The 16018-nt window shown below is 51.7% G+C and carries 16 protein-coding genes and 1 other annotated feature; of the genes, 5 read left to right on the plus strand and 11 right to left on the minus strand.

Features of this window, described 5'->3' with window-relative positions; genetic code table 11:
- Positions 1-209 precede the first annotated feature (209 nt).
- Positions 210-1321 (plus strand): IS3 family transposase gene (locus ACFX4O_RS09260; RefSeq protein WP_380208260.1). Its coding sequence is split into 2 segments (ribosomal slippage): positions 210-471 and positions 471-1321, totalling 1113 coding nucleotides; the frame shifts between segments, so codons are not numbered across the junction.
- A gap of 135 nt (positions 1322-1456) precedes the next feature.
- Here the strand turns inward: ACFX4O_RS09260 and ACFX4O_RS09265 are convergent.
- The 11 genes from ACFX4O_RS09265 to hisL form a co-directional block, all read right to left on the minus strand.
- Positions 1457-3388, minus strand: a complete 1932-nt coding sequence (locus ACFX4O_RS09265) for an acyltransferase family protein (RefSeq protein ID WP_380208262.1) — start codon at positions 3386-3388, stop codon at positions 1457-1459.
- Between the two features lie 94 nt (positions 3389-3482).
- The gene (locus tag ACFX4O_RS09270; protein ID WP_380208264.1) at positions 3483-4487 is read right to left on the minus strand and encodes an NAD-dependent epimerase; all 1005 of its coding nucleotides are present in this window, start codon (positions 4485-4487) and stop codon (positions 3483-3485) included.
- Positions 4488-4622: 135 nt separating this feature from the next.
- Complete coding sequence (gene hisIE / locus ACFX4O_RS09275; RefSeq protein ID WP_131412024.1) at positions 4623-5234, minus strand: bifunctional phosphoribosyl-AMP cyclohydrolase/phosphoribosyl-ATP diphosphatase HisIE; 612 nt, start codon at positions 5232-5234, stop codon at positions 4623-4625.
- Positions 5228-6004: an imidazole glycerol phosphate synthase subunit HisF gene (gene hisF / locus ACFX4O_RS09280; protein WP_380208266.1), complete on the minus strand. Its 777-nt coding sequence runs from the start codon at positions 6002-6004 to the stop codon at positions 5228-5230. The genes hisIE and hisF overlap by 7 nt, the downstream gene beginning before the upstream one ends.
- Positions 5986-6723: a 1-(5-phosphoribosyl)-5-[(5-phosphoribosylamino)methylideneamino]imidazole-4-carboxamide isomerase gene (gene hisA, locus ACFX4O_RS09285; RefSeq protein WP_380208268.1), complete on the minus strand. Its 738-nt coding sequence runs from the start codon at positions 6721-6723 to the stop codon at positions 5986-5988. Before hisA ends, hisF begins: the two co-directional genes overlap by 19 nt.
- Complete coding sequence (hisH, locus tag ACFX4O_RS09290) at positions 6723-7313, minus strand: imidazole glycerol phosphate synthase subunit HisH (protein WP_380208270.1); 591 nt, start codon at positions 7311-7313, stop codon at positions 6723-6725. The genes hisA and hisH overlap by 1 nt, the downstream gene beginning before the upstream one ends.
- Positions 7313-8380, minus strand: coding sequence for a bifunctional histidinol-phosphatase/imidazoleglycerol-phosphate dehydratase HisB (hisB, locus tag ACFX4O_RS09295; RefSeq protein ID WP_380208272.1), 1068 nt, complete (start codon positions 8378-8380; stop codon positions 7313-7315). The genes hisH and hisB overlap by 1 nt, the downstream gene beginning before the upstream one ends.
- Positions 8377-9438 (minus strand): histidinol-phosphate transaminase, encoded by a 1062-nt coding sequence (gene hisC / locus ACFX4O_RS09300; protein WP_131412034.1) that lies wholly within the window; start codon positions 9436-9438, stop codon positions 8377-8379. The genes hisB and hisC overlap by 4 nt, the downstream gene beginning before the upstream one ends.
- Positions 9435-10739, minus strand: a complete 1305-nt coding sequence (hisD, locus tag ACFX4O_RS09305) for a histidinol dehydrogenase (protein WP_131412036.1) — start codon at positions 10737-10739, stop codon at positions 9435-9437. Before hisD ends, hisC begins: the two co-directional genes overlap by 4 nt.
- A gap of 4 nt (positions 10740-10743) precedes the next feature.
- Positions 10744-11643 (minus strand): ATP phosphoribosyltransferase, encoded by a 900-nt coding sequence (gene hisG, locus ACFX4O_RS09310; protein WP_017458451.1) that lies wholly within the window; start codon positions 11641-11643, stop codon positions 10744-10746.
- A gap of 35 nt (positions 11644-11678) precedes the next feature.
- Positions 11679-11801 (minus strand) — a sequence feature (His leader region).
- The gene (hisL, locus tag ACFX4O_RS09315) at positions 11777-11827 is read right to left on the minus strand and encodes a his operon leader peptide (RefSeq protein ID WP_001364200.1); all 51 of its coding nucleotides are present in this window, start codon (positions 11825-11827) and stop codon (positions 11777-11779) included. It overlaps the preceding feature by 25 nt.
- 175 nt (positions 11828-12002) lie before the next feature.
- Between hisL and ACFX4O_RS09320 the strand changes: the two genes are divergently transcribed.
- The 4 genes from ACFX4O_RS09320 (at position 12003) to tsuB (ending at position 15997) form a co-directional block, all read left to right on the plus strand.
- Entirely contained in the window at positions 12003-12830 is an 828-nt protein-coding gene (locus ACFX4O_RS09320) for an SDR family oxidoreductase (RefSeq protein WP_380208276.1), read from the plus strand.
- Between the two features lie 338 nt (positions 12831-13168).
- Positions 13169-14530, plus strand: a complete 1362-nt coding sequence (locus ACFX4O_RS09325) for an APC family permease (RefSeq protein ID WP_380208278.1) — start codon at positions 13169-13171, stop codon at positions 14528-14530.
- A 168-nt stretch (positions 14531-14698) separates the two neighbouring features.
- Entirely contained in the window at positions 14699-15754 is a 1056-nt protein-coding gene (tsuA, locus tag ACFX4O_RS09330; RefSeq protein ID WP_380208280.1) for a thiosulfate utilization transporter TsuA/YeeE, read from the plus strand.
- A 15-nt stretch (positions 15755-15769) separates the two neighbouring features.
- Positions 15770-15997, plus strand: a complete 228-nt coding sequence (gene tsuB / locus ACFX4O_RS09335; protein WP_131412042.1) for a thiosulfate utilization sulfurtransferase TsuB/YeeD — start codon at positions 15770-15772, stop codon at positions 15995-15997.
- The last annotated feature ends 21 nt before the right edge of the window (positions 15998-16018 follow it).

A 16018-nucleotide genomic window follows, 5' to 3' on the forward strand; every position in this document is an offset into this window, starting at 1 on the left:
CACCTCTATGAGGTGCCAGCTTTTACCGAATTCCCTTTTCGTATTTTCTTATTTTTCTTCTTTTTCAAACTGACATTAACATCGCGTGTTAATGTTCCCTTACATGTCCATATTCAAAATGTAGAGACAGTGTAAGTATCCCGCTTAAACGAACCATTCACTTTCAGAGATCTTCCGACATACTTACTATGTCCCCTGAGGAGATCACCATGCGTAAAGCCCGATTCACCGAACACCAGATCATTGCCGTTCTGAAGTCCGTCGAAGCCGGACGTACCGTTAAGGATGTCTGCCGCGAGGCCGGGATCTCTGAGGCTTCGTACTACAACTGGAAAGCGAAGTTTGGCGGGATGGAAGCCTCTGATATCAAAAAGATGAAAGACCTTGAGGATGAAAACCGTCGCCTCAAACAGATGTTTGCGGACCTGAGTCTCGAGTGCCGTGCACTGAAAGACGTTATTGAGAAAAAGCTTTAACATCAGCGATAAAGCGTGAGCTGGTCAGCTATCTGACCGCGCAGTTTGCCATGAGCTTATGCCAGGCCTGCAGGACATTGTCGCTGAGCAGGATGGTATTTCGTTATCAGCCGGATACGCGACGTGATGAACCAGTGATTATGGCGCTGACTGTGGCGGCTGAACGCTATCCGCGATACGGATTTAAAAAGCTTTTTCAGGTGCTGCGCAGGCAGGGCAACAGCTGGAACCATAAGCGCGTTCACCGGATTTACTGCCTGCTGAAACTGAATTTTCGCCGTAAGGGAAAACAGCGTCTGCCAGTACGTAATCCGGCTCCGCTGGCGACGCCAGAGGCGATGAACCAGAGCTGGTCCAGCGATTTTATGCACGATGCGCTGGTGTGCGGCAGACGCTTCCGGACCTTCAATGTGGTGGATGATTTTAACCGCGAAGCACTGGCGATCGAAATTGACCTGAATATCCCGGCACAGCGGGTCGTGAGAGTGCTGGACAGGATCGTGGCAAACCGCGGATATCCGCTGAAGATGCGGATGGATAACGGTCCGGAACTGGTCTCGCTGACGCTGGCACAATGGGCAGAAGAGCATGGTGTGATGCTGGAATTTATCAGGCCCGGCAAGCCAACGCAGAATGCCTTTATCGAACGGTTCAACCGAACATACAGAACAGAAGTACTGGATTTTTATCTGTTCAGAACACTGAATGAAGCACGGGAAATTACAGAGCGCTGGCTGGCTGAATATAACGGCGAGCGCCCCCATGAATCCCTGAATAACCTGACACCGGAAGAGTACCGGTTGATGGCTGAAACCCCGGAAATCTCAAAAAGTGCGTGGAACTAAAACGGGTGTGCTTACAAGTGCACTGACAGTAAAAATGAAAAATTCTGTTCCCATCTGTAATGATCTTTGGTCAATAGAAGGATGAAGAAGTGAAGACACATCTGGTTTATACCAGATGTGTCTTCTTTATGCCTTTTATCTTAACCCATCAAATACGATACGTTTATTTTTCTCAATAAGATACTTCGAACCCGCTTCTGATAAATGCCCCCAATCCATAGTGGTAATATTTATAGCGCCCGGGGCTGTTCTTACTAAGCATCCCTCAGTGTTACACAAACTCTCTACCGAGGAAATATAATCAACATTTTCATTAATCATTGCTTCTTTGATTATTCTATCGAAAGAAAAAATATCATGCAGGAGTCCATTTTTCATATACTCCGGTGGTAATGTCTTATTAGCATCATAGTAATGTATGATCTGCCGAATCAGGCCTTCATTCCATTCAGGGAAAGGACCGAAGATGACAATACGAGAATCTGGTGAAACATGTTTGATGCTTGAAATCGTGATATGCAATTGTTTTATCGTCCATGACATATCCGATGAGCCGTTAGTGCCATGTACCATCCAGGCAATTACAACAACTTTAGGTTGTACCATTTGAACGAAGCTGAGTCTATCATTGTTAGCTTTCAGGAGATCTTTTCCTGAATCAGTTCGTCTTCCTCTCACAAAAAATGGTGGCCCGTTACCATCAGTTGATTGACTGATATTTGCTTGATATCCCTCTTTTTCGATTACATATTTGATGCCAGGATAAAGCGATGCAGAATAGGAATCACCCCATATAAAAATCTGGTTACGGTTTTTAGATATACATCCATTTTTAACCGCAATATCAGGTTCTACCGTATGACATACATCTTTGCGGATGCTTTTTTGGAAATGAAAATAGTCATAAGGATCTGTTATTGAAGTGAATGTTTGATAATCATGAGTTGCGTTATTTACTGACCGTGAGGATATTCCATCAAAACAATATGTTACAAAACCTATAATGCCCATAAAAAAGGTACTAAATAGCAGTATTATCGATATTAGCGTTTTTTGGGTGCTTTTTCGCAATGGTGTTTCAATATATTTATAAATTAAATACGCTACTACCAAGCATGATGTCATTAGGACAACCTTAAGCGTGGTACTTGGCTCATGACCTAAAATAATTCTTGTTCCTGAGTAAAATGGCCAATGCGCCATATATAGCGGATAACTAATTAGCCCGATTGAAAGCAAAGGTTTCCATGTTAGTATTTTATTAAAACCACTTTTCTCGCCGTAAATGACCATTCCAGTTCCTAAAACGGGTAATAGTGCTACAATACCAGGGAATGGCATACTGCTGTTAATTGTAAAAAAACCACATATCAAGAAAATAAAACCTGTCGTAGATATTATTTGGTGGCTCATTTTATTTTTGACTGTTTTTTTTTCTCCTTGTGAAGCAATCATAGCTCCGAACATCAACTCCCAAGCCCTGGAAAAAGGTGAATAATAATTACTACCAGTGGCGGAATGCATTGTATAAATGCTGAATGCGAGGCTGGCGATAAACAAAACGGTTCCTGTTACGTATAAGCTTCGTTTCGTTCGTGCAAAGAGAGTGAGAATGATTGGCCATAAAAGATAAAATTGCTCTTCAATACCTAAAGACCAAAGGTGCAGAAGTGGCTTGTAAGTCGCGCTGCTGTCAAAGTAACCTGTTTCTCGCCAAAGAAGTATGTTAGATAAAAAGAAGGCGCCGCCAAAAATGTGCTTAGCTAGAGATTTAAAATCACCCTGTAAAAACATAAACCAGCCCAAAGTATATATGGCGAAAAGCAAGATAAATAGGGCGGGAAAGATTCTAATTATACGCTTAACATAGAATTTTTTAAAAGAAAAATTCCCATTATCGATCTCTTTTATTATTATGGAAGTAATTAGATAGCCGGAAATAACAAAGAATACGTCCACTCCGATAAAACCACCAGGCATAACCTGAGGGAAGTAATGGAAAACAAATACCGAAAGCACTGCAATGGCTCGAAGTCCATCAATATCAGGTCTATATTTTATAAGCATAAAATTAAATAACTAAACCTTCGTTTAATAATACCCACCTTAACATACAGGTGGGTGTATATGGTGAATATTAGGATTGGATATAGTTAGCGTTTCAAACGTTATAAAACGCTCTATACCAGTCAACAAAGCGCTTCACACCGTCTTTGACTGAAGTCTGGGGCTTAAAGCCTGTCACCTCATACAGCGGCTGGGTGTCTGCGCTCGTTTCCAGCACATCGCCTGGCTGAATCGGCATCATATTTTTCTGCGCTTCAATACCCAATGCTTCTTCCAGTGCCGTGATGTAATCCATCAGCTTGACCGGAGAGCTGTTGCCAATGTTATAAACATGGTAAGGCGCAGAGCTGGTTGCCGGTGAACCGCTTTCAACTGTCCAGTTTGCATCCGGCTGCGGGATAACATCCTGCATACGGATAATCGCTTCCACGATATCGTCAATGTAGGTGAAGTCGCGCTTCATTTTGCCATAGTTGTAAACGTCAATGCTCTTGCCTTCCAGCATCGCTTTCGTGAACTTAAAGAGCGCCATGTCCGGGCGTCCCCAAGGACCATAAACCGTAAAGAAACGCAGGCCGGTCGTTGGCAGACCATACAGATGCGAATAGGTATGCGACATCAGTTCATTGGCTTTTTTCGTTGCCGCGTAGAGTGATACCGGGTGGTCAACCGAATCATCAGTGGAGAAGGGCATCTTACGGTTTAACCCGTAAACGGAGCTGGAGGATGCATACAGCAGATGCTGCACTTTATGATGACGGCAGCCTTCAAGTACGTTCAGATGTCCAATCAGATTAGATTCTGCGTAAATGTGCGGGTTTTCCAGCGAGTAACGGACCCCTGCTTGTGCAGCGAGATGAATAACGCGGTCGAATTTCTCACGCGCAAACAGCTGCGCCATCCCTTCGCGGTCAGCGAGATCGATTTTATGAAAGTGGAAATTGGGAGAAGCCAGTAAATCCAGGCGCGCTTGCTTCAGACTGACATCGTAGTAATCATTCAGGTTATCAATACCCACAACCTGGTGGCCCGCTTTCAGCAAACGTTCACTGACGTGATAGCCGATAAACCCGGCAGCGCCGGTGACCAGAAATTTCATCTTCAACCTCAATGTTTGATATGCACAACTTGTGATGCGAAAAACTGTGGTGGGATGATACCTGCTGTGGGAAATAATGGTAACTGCTTTATCAGCGATAAATAAGAGGGAGCGTGATAGCTCCCTATGCATAGCTTATTTATGCCGCTTGCGTAAATTCTCAATCACGGTGGTTAAATCAAGTTGCTGATCCTGCAGCAGCACCAGCAGGTGATACATCAGGTCAGAGGCTTCGTTAGTCAGCTCTTCGCGGTCGTTTACGGTTGCCGCCAGTGCCGTTTCTACACCTTCTTCACCCACTTTCTGCGCGATACGCTTAGTGCCGCTGGCGTAGAGTTTGGCGGTGTAAGAACTTGCCGGGTCGGCCGTTTTGCGCGCTGCGAGCAGTTCTTCTAACTGGTAGAGAAACAACCACTGGTGACTGGTATCGCCAAAGCAGCTGGAGGTTCCCGTGTGGCAGGTTGGGCCGATAGGGTTAACAAGGACCAGCAACGTGTCGTTGTCGCAATCAGGGGCTATCTTCACCACGTTAAGGAAATGACCCGAGGTTTCACCTTTGGTCCATAACCGCCCTTTAGTGCGGGAGAAAAAAGTGACTTTACCGCTTTCCTGCGTTTTTGCCAGCGCCTCTTTGTTCATGTAACCCAGCATCAGCACTTCGCCGGAAACCGCATGTTGCACCACGGCGGGCAGCAGTCCGTCGGTTTTTTCCCAATCCAGTTGGGCCAGTTGTTGCTCTGTTAACATACCCTGATCTCCACGCCCTGGTCTGCCAGGTACGTTTTTAATTCACCAATATTGAGTATCTGCTTGTGAAACACGGAAGCCGCCAGCGCGCCGTCAACGTTCGCATCGCGAAAGGCTTCCAGGAAATGTTCCATGGTGCCCGCACCACCAGAAGCAATCAGTGGAACATGACACACCGCGCGCACTTTCTTCAGTTGTTCAAGGTCGTAGCCATTGCGCACGCCATCCTGGTTCATCATGTTCAGCACGATTTCCCCTGCGCCGCGCTTTTGCACTTCCTGCACCCAGTCCAGCGTTTCCCATTGCGTGACACGGGTGCGGCTCTCATCACCGGTATATTGATTGACGTGATATTTGCCTGTTTCGGCGTCAAACCAGGTATCGATACCGACCACAATGCACTGCACACCGAAGCGATCTGCCAGCCGTGTGATTAACTCAGGATCGGCCAGCGCAGGGGAGTTAATCGAAATTTTATCTGCGCCAAACGAGAGGATTTTCGCCGCATCGTCAGCAGACTTAATCCCACCTGCGACACAGAAAGGAATATCAATCACTTCCGCCACGCGTGACACCCAGCTCTTATCCACCACGCGGCCATCGCTGGAGGCGGTGATGTCGTAGAAAACCAGCTCGTCCGCACCTTCTTCAGCGTAGCGTTTTGCCAGCGGTACAATGTCGCCAATAATTTCGTGATTACGGAACTGCACGCCTTTCACCACCTGGCCATCACGCACGTCAAGACAAGGGATTATCCGTTTTGCCAGCATTGAATGGCCTCCTTCACCGTGAATTTACCTTCCAGCAGCGCACGTCCGACAATCACGCCGCGCACGCCAGTACCGCGCAGGGCGGCAATATCCTTCAAATCCCCAATACCGCCGGACGACTGAAACGCCACTTGCGGCCAGCGGGCGCAAATCTCTTCATACAGGGAAACGTTCGAGCCAGCGAGCGTACCGTCGCGGGAAATATCGGTACACAGCACATGTTTGAGCCCAACAGTCAGATAGGTTTCCACCAGCGCTTCCAGCGTTACTCCGGAGTTCTCCTGCCAGCCGCTCACTGCGACCTGCTTCGTGCCTTGTTCATCAATGCGCACATCCAGCGCCAGCACCAGCTTGTCTGCGCCAAAGCGCGCAAACCAGCCTTTCACTACCTCAGGCGATTTTACCGCCGTCGAGCCGATAACCACGCGGGCAACCCCGGCAGCGAGCAGGGCGGCGACATCCTCTTCTGTGCGCACTCCACCGCCAACCTGCACCGGAATATTCACCCCGGCGACCAGCGTTTTCAGCAACGGGATCTGGCGTTTCGCCGGATCTTTCGCGCCGGTTAAATCGACGAGGTGCAGCACTTGTGCGCCCTGGGCGGCATAATCCTGCAAGCGCTGCAGCGGGTCGTTGCCATAATCGCGCTGCTGTGCGTAGTCGCCCTGATGAAGACGTACGACGGTGCCGTCAATTAAATCTAAAGCCGGAATAATCATCACATCTCCAGGAAGTTTTTCAGCAGTTGCGCACCCGCGCGGCCGGAACGTTCCGGATGAAATTGCACGCCGTAGAAATTGTCTTTCTGCACGGCGGCAGTAAACGGCTCGCCATAATCGCAGCGGGCAATGGTGTACGCGTTCACCGGCATGGCGTAGCTGTGCACAAAATAGAAATAAGCGCCGTCCTCGATGCCCTGGAACAGGCGGTTCCCGGCTTTTGCATAAACCTGGTTCCAGCCCATATGCGGCAGTGGCAGGCCAATGTCTTTCATCTTCGGCACATCCTGTTCGATGATGCCCAACAAATCGACGCCGCGGGTCTCTTCGCTAAAACGCCCGAGCAGTTGCATTCCCAGGCAGATGCCGAGCACCGGCTGCGTACAGGCTTTCACCAGTTCGATCAGGTCGCGCTCGCGTAGCTGATCCATCGCGGCCTGCGCCGTTCCGACACCGGGTAAAAACAGTTTGTCTGCGCGCAGCACCACATCCGGGTCGCGGCTGACTTGCGGCTCGTAACCGTGGCGCGAGACGGCGGATTTCACCGAGTTCAGGTTGGCGCAGCCGGTATCGAGGATCACCACATTCATCACAGCACTCCTTTTGATGAGGGGAGCGTATCGCCTTCCACGCGTATCGCCTGGCGCAGCGTGCGACCAAATGCTTTAAATAAACTTTCCACGCGGTGGTGGTCGTTTTTGCCTTTGGTTTTGAGATGCAGCGTCACGGCCATGGTGTAAGAGAGCGAGCGGAAGAAGTGCTCGACCATTTCGGTGCTCAAATCGCCCACGCGCTGGTAGGCAAACTCTGCTTTATATTCGAGGTGTGGGCGGCCGGAAATGTCCAGCGCACAGCGCGCCAGGCACTCATCCATCGGTAACACAAAGCCAAAACGGTTGATGCCACGCTTGTCGCCGAGCGCCAGTTTAAGCGCTTCACCCAGTGCCAGCCCGGTATCTTCTACCGTGTGGTGATCGTCAATATAGAGATCGCCTTTCACCGCGATTTCCATGCGAAAACCGCCATGCGTCGCGATTTGATCAAGCATATGGTCGAAGAAACCGACGCCGGTGTGGATCTTGCTACCGCCTTCGCGATCCAGCCACACTTTGACATCAATCTGCGTCTCTTTGGTATTGCGCTCAACGTGCGCATAACGGTCGCGGCGCGTCAGTTGCTCCCCAATCATCGCCCAGTTCAGCGTCTCAGGGTTGTATCGTAAACCGCCAATCGACATGTTGTTCGCCAGCTCAATATCAGTGGCGCGGTCGCCAATCACATAGCTATTCACGCGATCGAGTGCGCCTTCTGCCAGCCAGCGTTCCACCAGCTTCACTTTTGGCTTACGGCAGTCGCACGCATCGGCAGGCAGGTGCGGGCAAATCAGCACCTCTTCAAATTCGATGCCCTGGGAGGTGAAGACCTGCATCATCAAGTTGTGCGGGCCATCGAAATCCGCTTGCGGGAAACTGCTGGTACCCAGACCATCCTGATTGGTGATCATCACCAGTTTGTAACCGGCTTTTTGCAGTTTCAGTAATACCGGGATGACCCCCGGCTCAAAGGCCAGTTTCTCGAATTTATCCACCTGATAATCGGAAGGGGGTTCGGAAATCAGGGTTCCATCACGGTCAATAAACAGGTACTTCTGGCTCATACTGGCTCCGCACGTAAGGCGTCAATGACGCGCTGGCTTTCTGCACGGGTGCCAATGGTGATGCGCAGGCAGCCGCTTAAAGAAGGTTGTTTGTTCTGGTCTCTCAGGATAATGCCTTGATCCCACAACGATTTAAACACTGCGCTGGAGGCAGTCAGGCGCACAAGAATATAGTTAGTCTCCGAGTCGAACACCTGCTCCACACACGGAATATCCCGCAGCGCGGTAATCAGATACTGGCGTTCAACCAGAATTTGCGCCACCCGCTCGCGCATCGCGACAATACCCTGCGGGCTGAGCGCTTGCGCGGCAATATCCGCCACCGGTGTAGAGAGCGGGTAGGGGGCAATCACTTTTAACAGCAGCGCGATCACGTCTTCATTTGCGAGGGTAAAACCGCAACGCAGGCCTGCCAGCGCAAACGCTTTAGAGAGGGTACGCAGTACCACCAGATTCGGGTATTCACTGAGCCAGCCCGCCAGCGTGGCCTGTGGGCAAAACTCAATATAAGCTTCATCCGCCACAACAATCGCTTTGCCGCGCGTCATTTCAAGCAATACGCGGAAATCTTGCGGGTTGATAATCTGCCCGGTGGGGTTATTCGGGCTGCAAACGTAAATAACTTTGACGCCATCCAGTTTGTCGGCGATGCCTTGCAGATCCAGTTGCCAGTCAGCCAGCGCGGGCACGGTACGGTACTCCACCCCCAGCGTTTCGGCGCTGACGCTATACATGCCATAGGTCGGCGGGCAGAACAGCACTGCGTCTTTACCCGGTTCGCAAAATGCGCGGATCAATAACTCAATCCCTTCATCTGCACCACGGCTGACCAGCACTTGTTCCGGTTTTACGCCCGCATAGTGCGCATAGTTTTCTATTACCGCTTTTGGCTGGCACTCCGGGTAACGGTTTAACGTTTGCTGCGTCAGTTCGAAAGGTACCGCTGTCGGAAATTCATTGGCATTCAGCCAGACATCGCCTTTACCGCCAAGACGGCGAGCCGACTGATAGGGCGTCAGTTCGCGCACATTTTTACGCGCCAGTTCTTCAATGCTCATGCTTGCTCCTTCAGTGCCTTAACGCGCAACGTGACGGCGTTTTTGTGAGCGGTCAGTCGTTCTGCCGCCGCCAGCGTTTCAATGGTGCTTGCGAGCTGCGCGAAACCATCGCGGGAGAGTTCCTGCACCGTCATCCGTTTCTGGAAATCGGCCAGACCCAGGCTGGAACAGGTGGCGGTGTAACCGTAAGTGGGCAGCACGTGGTTAGTGCCGGAAGCGTAATCGCCTGCGGATTCCGGTGACCAGTCACCGAGAAACACCGAGCCTGCGCTGGTGATGCTCTCCACCAGCGAACGCGCATCGCGGGTCTGAATAATCAGGTGCTCCGGGCCGTATTGGTTGGAAATCGCCACGCATTGCGCTAAATCGCGTGCCACAATCAGGCGGCTGGCAGAGAGCGCCTGGCGAGCGGTTTCCGCGCGCGGCAGTTCCGCGAGCTGTCGTTCAACCGCCTCGGCTACACGGGTCGCCATCTCGCTGTCCGGCGTCAGCAGGATAACCTGTGAATCCGGGCCGTGCTCCGCCTGCGAAAGCAGATCGGAGGCGACAAAATCCGGCGTTGCGCCACTATCGGCGATGACCAGAACTTCGGAAGGGCCGGCGGGCATGTCGATTGCCGCGCCGTCCAGGCGCTGGCTGACCTGGCGTTTGGCTTCGGTCACAAAAGCATTTCCAGGGCCAAAAATTTTGTCGACCTTCGCGATCGATTCGGTGCCAAAAGCCAGCGCGGCAATGGCTTGTGCGCCGCCCACTTTAAAAATCTCCTGCACACCGCAAAGCTTTGCGGCATAGAGAATTTCATCGGCAATCGGCGGCGGCGAGCAGAGCACCACTTTCTGGCAACCGGCAATACGCGCCGGTGTTGCCAGCATTAATACGGTTGAAAACAGCGGGGCAGAACCGCCGGGAATATACAGACCAACCGAAGCGATAGGGCGGGTAACCTGCTGGCAGCGTACGCCCGGCAGGGTTTCAACATCCACCGTTTGCAGCTTTTGCGCAGTATGGAAGGTATCGATGTTTTTCACCGCTACAGCCATCGCTTGCTTGATGTCGTCACCCAGGCGTGCGCTGGCATCGGCGATTTCCTGTGCCGTGACTTTCAGTACGTCGACCTCAGTTTTGTCGAATTTGGCGCTGTATTCACGCAGGGCGTCATCGCCGCGCGCTTTAACCGTGTCGAGGATCTCAACCACGGTACGCGTGATGCTATCAGACGCAGAGATCGCCGGGCGCATCAACAAGTCGCGTTGCTGCGCTTCGCTACAGCTGTTCCAGTCGATTACGGTATTGAAGCTCATGGTCTTACTCCATCATCTTCTCAATCGGTAGCACCAGAATGGAACTTGCTCCCAGCGCCTTCAGTTTTTCCATGGTTTCCCAGAACAGCGTTTCGCTGCTGACCATGTGCATTGCCACACGCTGCTGATCGCCCGCCAGCGGCAGAATAGTGGGGCGTTCCGCACCAGGCAGCAGGGCGATGACCTCTTCCAGACGCTCGCTTGGCGCGTGCATCATAATGTATTTCGATTCACGCGCCTGAATAACGCCCTGAATACGCGTTAACAGCTTATCGATAAGCTGCTGTTTGGCATCGGTCATTTCACCGTCGCGCTGGATCAGACAGGCTTTCGAACGGTAAATCACTTCCACTTCACGCAGGCCATTGGCTTCGAGCGTCGCGCCGGTTGAAACCAGATCGCAAATCGCATCCGCCAGACCCGCCCGTGGGGCGACTTCAACAGAACCATTTAACAGACAAGATCTAAAAGAGACACCTTTCTGATCGAGATAGCGTTTTAACAGGTGCGGATAAGAGGTGGCGATACGTTTACCGTCCAGCGCTTGCGGGCCGTTCCAGCTTTCGTCAACCGGGGTTGCCAGGGACAGGCGGCAGCCGCCGAAATCGAGGCGACGCAGGGTGAAATAGCGCGGGTCTTCACCCTGTGCGCGGCGGGTCAGCAGCTCTTCTTCCAGCACGTTTTCGCCGATGATGCCCAAATCAACGACACCATCCATCACAAGGCCCGGAATGTCATCGTCGCGTACGCGCAGAATATCAATCGGCATATTTTCTGCCAGGGCGATCAGACGCTGGGTGTGCAGGTTAATTTTAATCCCGCAGCGGGCCAGTAGTTCGCGTGAATCTTCGCTCAGGCGGCCGGATTTCTGAATAGCTATGCGTAAGCGCGAGTTGTCTAACATTCTGTTGTCCTCTTTTATCCTGCTAAATTTGGTTCAAAAAAAAGCCCCCGGAAGAAGATCTTCCGGGGGCTTTCTCTGCGTTCATGCACCACTGGAAGATCCAAACGTCTTCCAGCACACACCGCCTGAAAGACTAGTCAGGATGATGGTGATGATGGTGGTGTTTAAATTGAACGCGGGTCATAAAATTCTCGATGAATGTTTATTCATAAGTTGTCAGTTAACGTAAACTACTTTGGTCGCCGAAGGCAAGGGCTTTTTTTTATCATTAAATCATTTCATATTCGTTCTATGAATTGTCAGTTATCACTGGCTGGCGTAGCCTTAAACAGGTGGAAGCGAGAGTGCAGGGGAAAGGCATGAAAAAGGTCGCGATTATCGGATTAGGATGGCTGGGAATGCCGCTGGCGCTGTCATTAACGGCGCGAGGCTGGCAAGTTACCGGCAGTAAAACCAGCCAGGATGGCGTCGACGCGGCGCGCATGTGCGGCATCGAAAGCTATGTGCTCAACCTTGAACCAGAATTAGTCTGCGAATCGGACGATCTTGATGCGCTGATGCAGGTCGATGCGTTAGTCATCACCCTCCCGGCTCGTCGCAGTGGCCCCGGCGAAGAGTTCTATCTGCAAGCGATGCAGGAGATTGTCGACAGCGCGCTGGCTTATCGTATACCGCGTATTATTTTTACCAGTTCCACCTCGGTTTATGGTGATGCGCCCGGCATCATCAAAGAAAACACGCCGCGCCAGCCCGTCACCGCAAGTGGGCGGGTGCTGAAAGAACTGGAAGACTGGCTGCATAATTTGCCCGGCACATCGGTGGATATTTTACGCCTGGCAGGGCTGGTGGGACCGGCGCGCCATCCGGGGCGTTTCCTGGCGGGAAAAACGGCGCCTAACGGCCAGCACGGCGTTAACCTGGTGCATCTCGAGGATGTGGTCGCAGCGATTACGTTGCTGCTGCAGGCGCCGAAAGGCGGGCATATCTACAATCTCTGCGCGCCGGGACATCCGTCACGCGAAAGTTTCTACCCGGCAATGGCGCGACAGCTTGGCCTGGTGCCGCCCAATTTCACTGCATCCCGCAGCGATGATGAGAAGGGAAAAATCATAGACGGCAGCCGTATTTGCCATGAACTGGGTTTTGAATATCTCTATCCGGATCCGATGCAGATGCCGCTGGCGTGATTTTTTAGCAATTAGTGCTATTAAAATGTTTAATAATTCAGCAAAAGCCTAAAATTCATGCACTTAGTTGTATAAAAAGTGCAGGATAGGTCTTACCGTATTGTCATACTGCTTCAAGATGGTGCAAAATACGCCGCTGCAAAAAAATGAAGAGACTAACCGACGTTAACCCGTCGGTTATTTTTTTTGCAAGCACAAACGTCATTCAATAAAAGAGGCCGGGCTTCGTACCGGATAGATACACATTTAAAAACCGACAGTCGTTGTCGCTGAGGAAATAACACAAATGGGGCAATTTTTTGCTTTTGCGCCGGCACTCGCCGTTCAGGAGAATCGCCATGACGCATAACGTTACTCCAAAAACCTCTCGCGTGGAATTACGTAAGACGCTTACGTTGATTCCGGTTGTAATGATGGGCCTGGCCTATATGCAGCCAATGACGCTGTTCGATACGTTTGGTATCGTCTCTGGCCTGACCGATGGCCACGTGGCAACCGCGTATGCCTTTGCGTTGGTCGCTATCCTCTTTACTGCGCTGAGCTACGGCAAGCTGGTACGCCGCTTCCCGTCTGCTGGTTCTGCGTATACCTACGCTCAGAAATCCATCTCCCCGGCCGTCGGTTTTATGGTGGGCTGGTCATCACTGCTGGACTATTTGTTCATGCCGATGATCAACATTCTGCTGGCGAAAATTTACTTTGAAGCGCTGGTGCCTTCGGTGCCGTCGTGGATTTTCGTGGTGGCGCTGGTGGCTTTTATGACGGCCTCCAACCTGCGCAGCATCAAAACCGTGGCGAACTTCAACACCTTGATCGTTATCCTGCAAATGGGGATTGTCGCCGTTATCGTTGGGTTGATCATCTACGGCGTTTCCCACGGGGAAGGCGCTGGTACGCTGGTCAGTTCCCGCCCGTTCTGGTCTGAAGGTGCTCATGTCGTGCCGATGATCACTGGCGCAACTATCCTGTGCTTCTCGTTTCTGGGCTTTGATGGCATTTCTTCCCTTTCTGAAGAAACCAAAGATGCGGAGCGTGTGATTCCGCGCGCCATCTTCCTGACCGCGCTGATCGGCGGCATGGTATTTATCGGGGCATCTTACTTCCTGCAACTTTACTTCCCGGACATCTCCCGCTTTAAAGAGCCGGATGCTTCTCAGCCGGAAATCATGCTGTATGTTGCGGGTAAAACCTTCCAGTGGGGCGTGCTGATTTTCTCCAGCGTGACCGTGCTGGCGTCCGGTATGGCCGCACATGCAGGCGTTTCCCGTCTGATGTATGTGATGGGGCGCGATGGCGTATTCCCGACCCGTTTCTTTGGTTATATCCATCCGAAATGGCGTACTCCGGCGTGGAACGTGCTGCTGGTTGGCGCAATCGCGCTGCTGGCGATCCGTTTTGACCTGGTAACGGCCACGGCGCTGATTAACTTTGGTGCGCTCGTTGCGTTTACCTTCGTTAACTTGTCCGTGATCTCCCAGTTCTGGATCCGCGAAAAACGCAACAAGACGCTGAAAGAGCACTTCAACTATCTGGTGTTGCCGGTATGCGGTGCGCTGACGGTTGGCGCGCTGTGGATTAACCTTGAGCAAAGCTCGATGATCCTGGGGCTTATCTGGGGCGCTATTGGCCTGGTTTACCTGGCGTGTGTGACGCGCAGCTTCCGCAATCCAGTCCCGCAGTACGAAGATATCACGCAGTAAATTTTCTTCTGCACATCTACTAAGCCGGAGCCTTGTCTCCGGCTTTTTTGTATCGGTTACTTCCCTATTAATAACCTCGCAAACTAAGTTAGATAATTTCGTTATTGGTTCCAGCCATGCTGCGTGTGGAAAATTTGCGATCTGGTTTTTTCTAACGTTGTTACCGTTATGCTTTCAATGATTGTAAGTGGATTGATTTGCGGCGCACTGTTGGGGTTTGTGATGCAGCGCGGGCGCTTCTGCCTGACCGGTGGGTTTCGCGATATGTACATCGCGAAAAATAACCGGATGTTTTATGCCCTGTTGATTGCCATCGCCATTCAAAGCGTTGGTGTTTTTGCATTAATCCAGAGCGGAGTGCTGCAATACAATGCCGGTGCGTTCCCGTGGCTTGGCACTGTTGTTGGCGGTTACATTTTCGGGCTGGGGATTGTCTATGCTGGCGGTTGCGCCACAGGCACCTGGTATCGTGCGGGTGAAGGGTTGATAGGGAGCTGGATTGCACTGTTTACCTATATGGTGATGAGCGCGGTAATGCGCTCTCCGCATGCCGACGGCATTAATGGGCTGCTAAAAACCTACAGCACGGAACATAACTCGATTGCCGAAACCTTCGGTGTTTCCGTCTGGCCCTTAATCGCTCTGTTGCTTGTCGTCACGCTGTGGGCGGTCACCAGAGAGCTGCGTAAGCCGAAGCTGAAGATTGCTTCATTACCGCCGCGTCGTACCGGGCTTGCGCACCTGCTGTTTGAAAAGCGCTGGCATCCCTTTGTCACTGCGGTACTGATTGGTCTTATTGCGCTGCTTGCCTGGCCACTTAGTGAAGCCACCGGTCGTATGTTTGGCTTAGGCATTACCTCGCCGACCGCCAACATCTTACAGTTCCTGGTCACAGGGCAGAGTAAGTTCCTCAACTGGGGCGTCTTCCTGGTGCTGGGCATTTTTCTGGGTTCGTTTATCGCCGCGAAAGCCAGCCGCGAGTTTCGCGTACGCGCGGCGGATGCGCAAACCACGTTGCGCAGCGGGTTTGGTGGCCTGCTGATGGGCGTGGGAGCCAGTATGGCTGGCGGCTGTTCGATTGGTAATGGTCTGGTGATGACCGCGATGATGACCTGGCAGGGCTGGGTCGGGCTGGTGTTTATGATCCTTGGCGTATGGACCGCGTCATGGTTTTTATATGTCCGTCCGCAGCGCAAAGCGAAACTGGCGGCGGCTGCGGCTTAACTTACAGGAGCTGTTATGGCTGTAAAAAAACTGGACGTGGTAACGCAGGTTTGCCCGTTTCCTCTGATAGAAGCAAAAGCGGCGCTGGCGGAGATGGCCCGTGGCGATGAACTGATTATTGCGTTCGACTGCACCCAGGCGACCGAAGCTATCCCACAATGGGCGGCGGAAGAGGGCCACACCATTACGGATTACCAACAGGTTGGCGACGCCGCCTGGCGTATTACCGTGCAGAAGGCGTAAGCCGATGCCCTCCCGTTACCG

It is taken from the genome of Kosakonia sp. YIM B13571, from assembly GCF_042788095.1.
GTDB classification, from domain to species: domain Bacteria; phylum Pseudomonadota; class Gammaproteobacteria; order Enterobacterales; family Enterobacteriaceae; genus Kosakonia; species Kosakonia quasisacchari.

What these genes read in the sequence shown, in the direction of transcription:
- ACFX4O_RS09265 (WP_380208262.1), bottom strand. Translation starts at nt 3,388, where the DNA reads ATGCTTATAAAATATAGACCTGATATTGATGGACTTCGAGCCATTGCA.
- ACFX4O_RS09270 (WP_380208264.1), bottom strand. Translation starts at nt 4,487, where the DNA reads ATGAAATTTCTGGTCACCGGCGCTGCCGGGTTTATCGGCTATCACGTC.
- hisIE (WP_131412024.1), bottom strand. Translation starts at nt 5,234, where the DNA reads ATGTTAACAGAGCAACAACTGGCCCAACTGGATTGGGAAAAAACCGAC.
- hisF (WP_380208266.1), bottom strand. Translation starts at nt 6,004, where the DNA reads ATGCTGGCAAAACGGATAATCCCTTGTCTTGACGTGCGTGATGGCCAG.
- hisA (WP_380208268.1), bottom strand. Translation starts at nt 6,723, where the DNA reads ATGATTATTCCGGCTTTAGATTTAATTGACGGCACCGTCGTACGTCTT.
- hisH (WP_380208270.1), bottom strand. Translation starts at nt 7,313, where the DNA reads ATGAATGTGGTGATCCTCGATACCGGCTGCGCCAACCTGAACTCGGTG.
- hisB (WP_380208272.1), bottom strand. Translation starts at nt 8,380, where the DNA reads ATGAGCCAGAAGTACCTGTTTATTGACCGTGATGGAACCCTGATTTCC.
- hisC (WP_131412034.1), bottom strand. Translation starts at nt 9,438, where the DNA reads ATGAGCATTGAAGAACTGGCGCGTAAAAATGTGCGCGAACTGACGCCC.
- hisD (WP_131412036.1), bottom strand. Translation starts at nt 10,739, where the DNA reads ATGAGCTTCAATACCGTAATCGACTGGAACAGCTGTAGCGAAGCGCAG.
- hisG (WP_017458451.1), bottom strand. Translation starts at nt 11,643, where the DNA reads ATGTTAGACAACTCGCGCTTACGCATAGCTATTCAGAAATCCGGCCGC.
- ACFX4O_RS09320 (WP_380208276.1), top strand. Translation starts at nt 12,003, where the DNA reads ATGAAAAAGGTCGCGATTATCGGATTAGGATGGCTGGGAATGCCGCTG.
- ACFX4O_RS09325 (WP_380208278.1), top strand. Translation starts at nt 13,169, where the DNA reads ATGACGCATAACGTTACTCCAAAAACCTCTCGCGTGGAATTACGTAAG.
- tsuA (WP_380208280.1), top strand. Translation starts at nt 14,699, where the DNA reads ATGCTTTCAATGATTGTAAGTGGATTGATTTGCGGCGCACTGTTGGGG.
- tsuB (WP_131412042.1), top strand. Translation starts at nt 15,770, where the DNA reads ATGGCTGTAAAAAAACTGGACGTGGTAACGCAGGTTTGCCCGTTTCCT.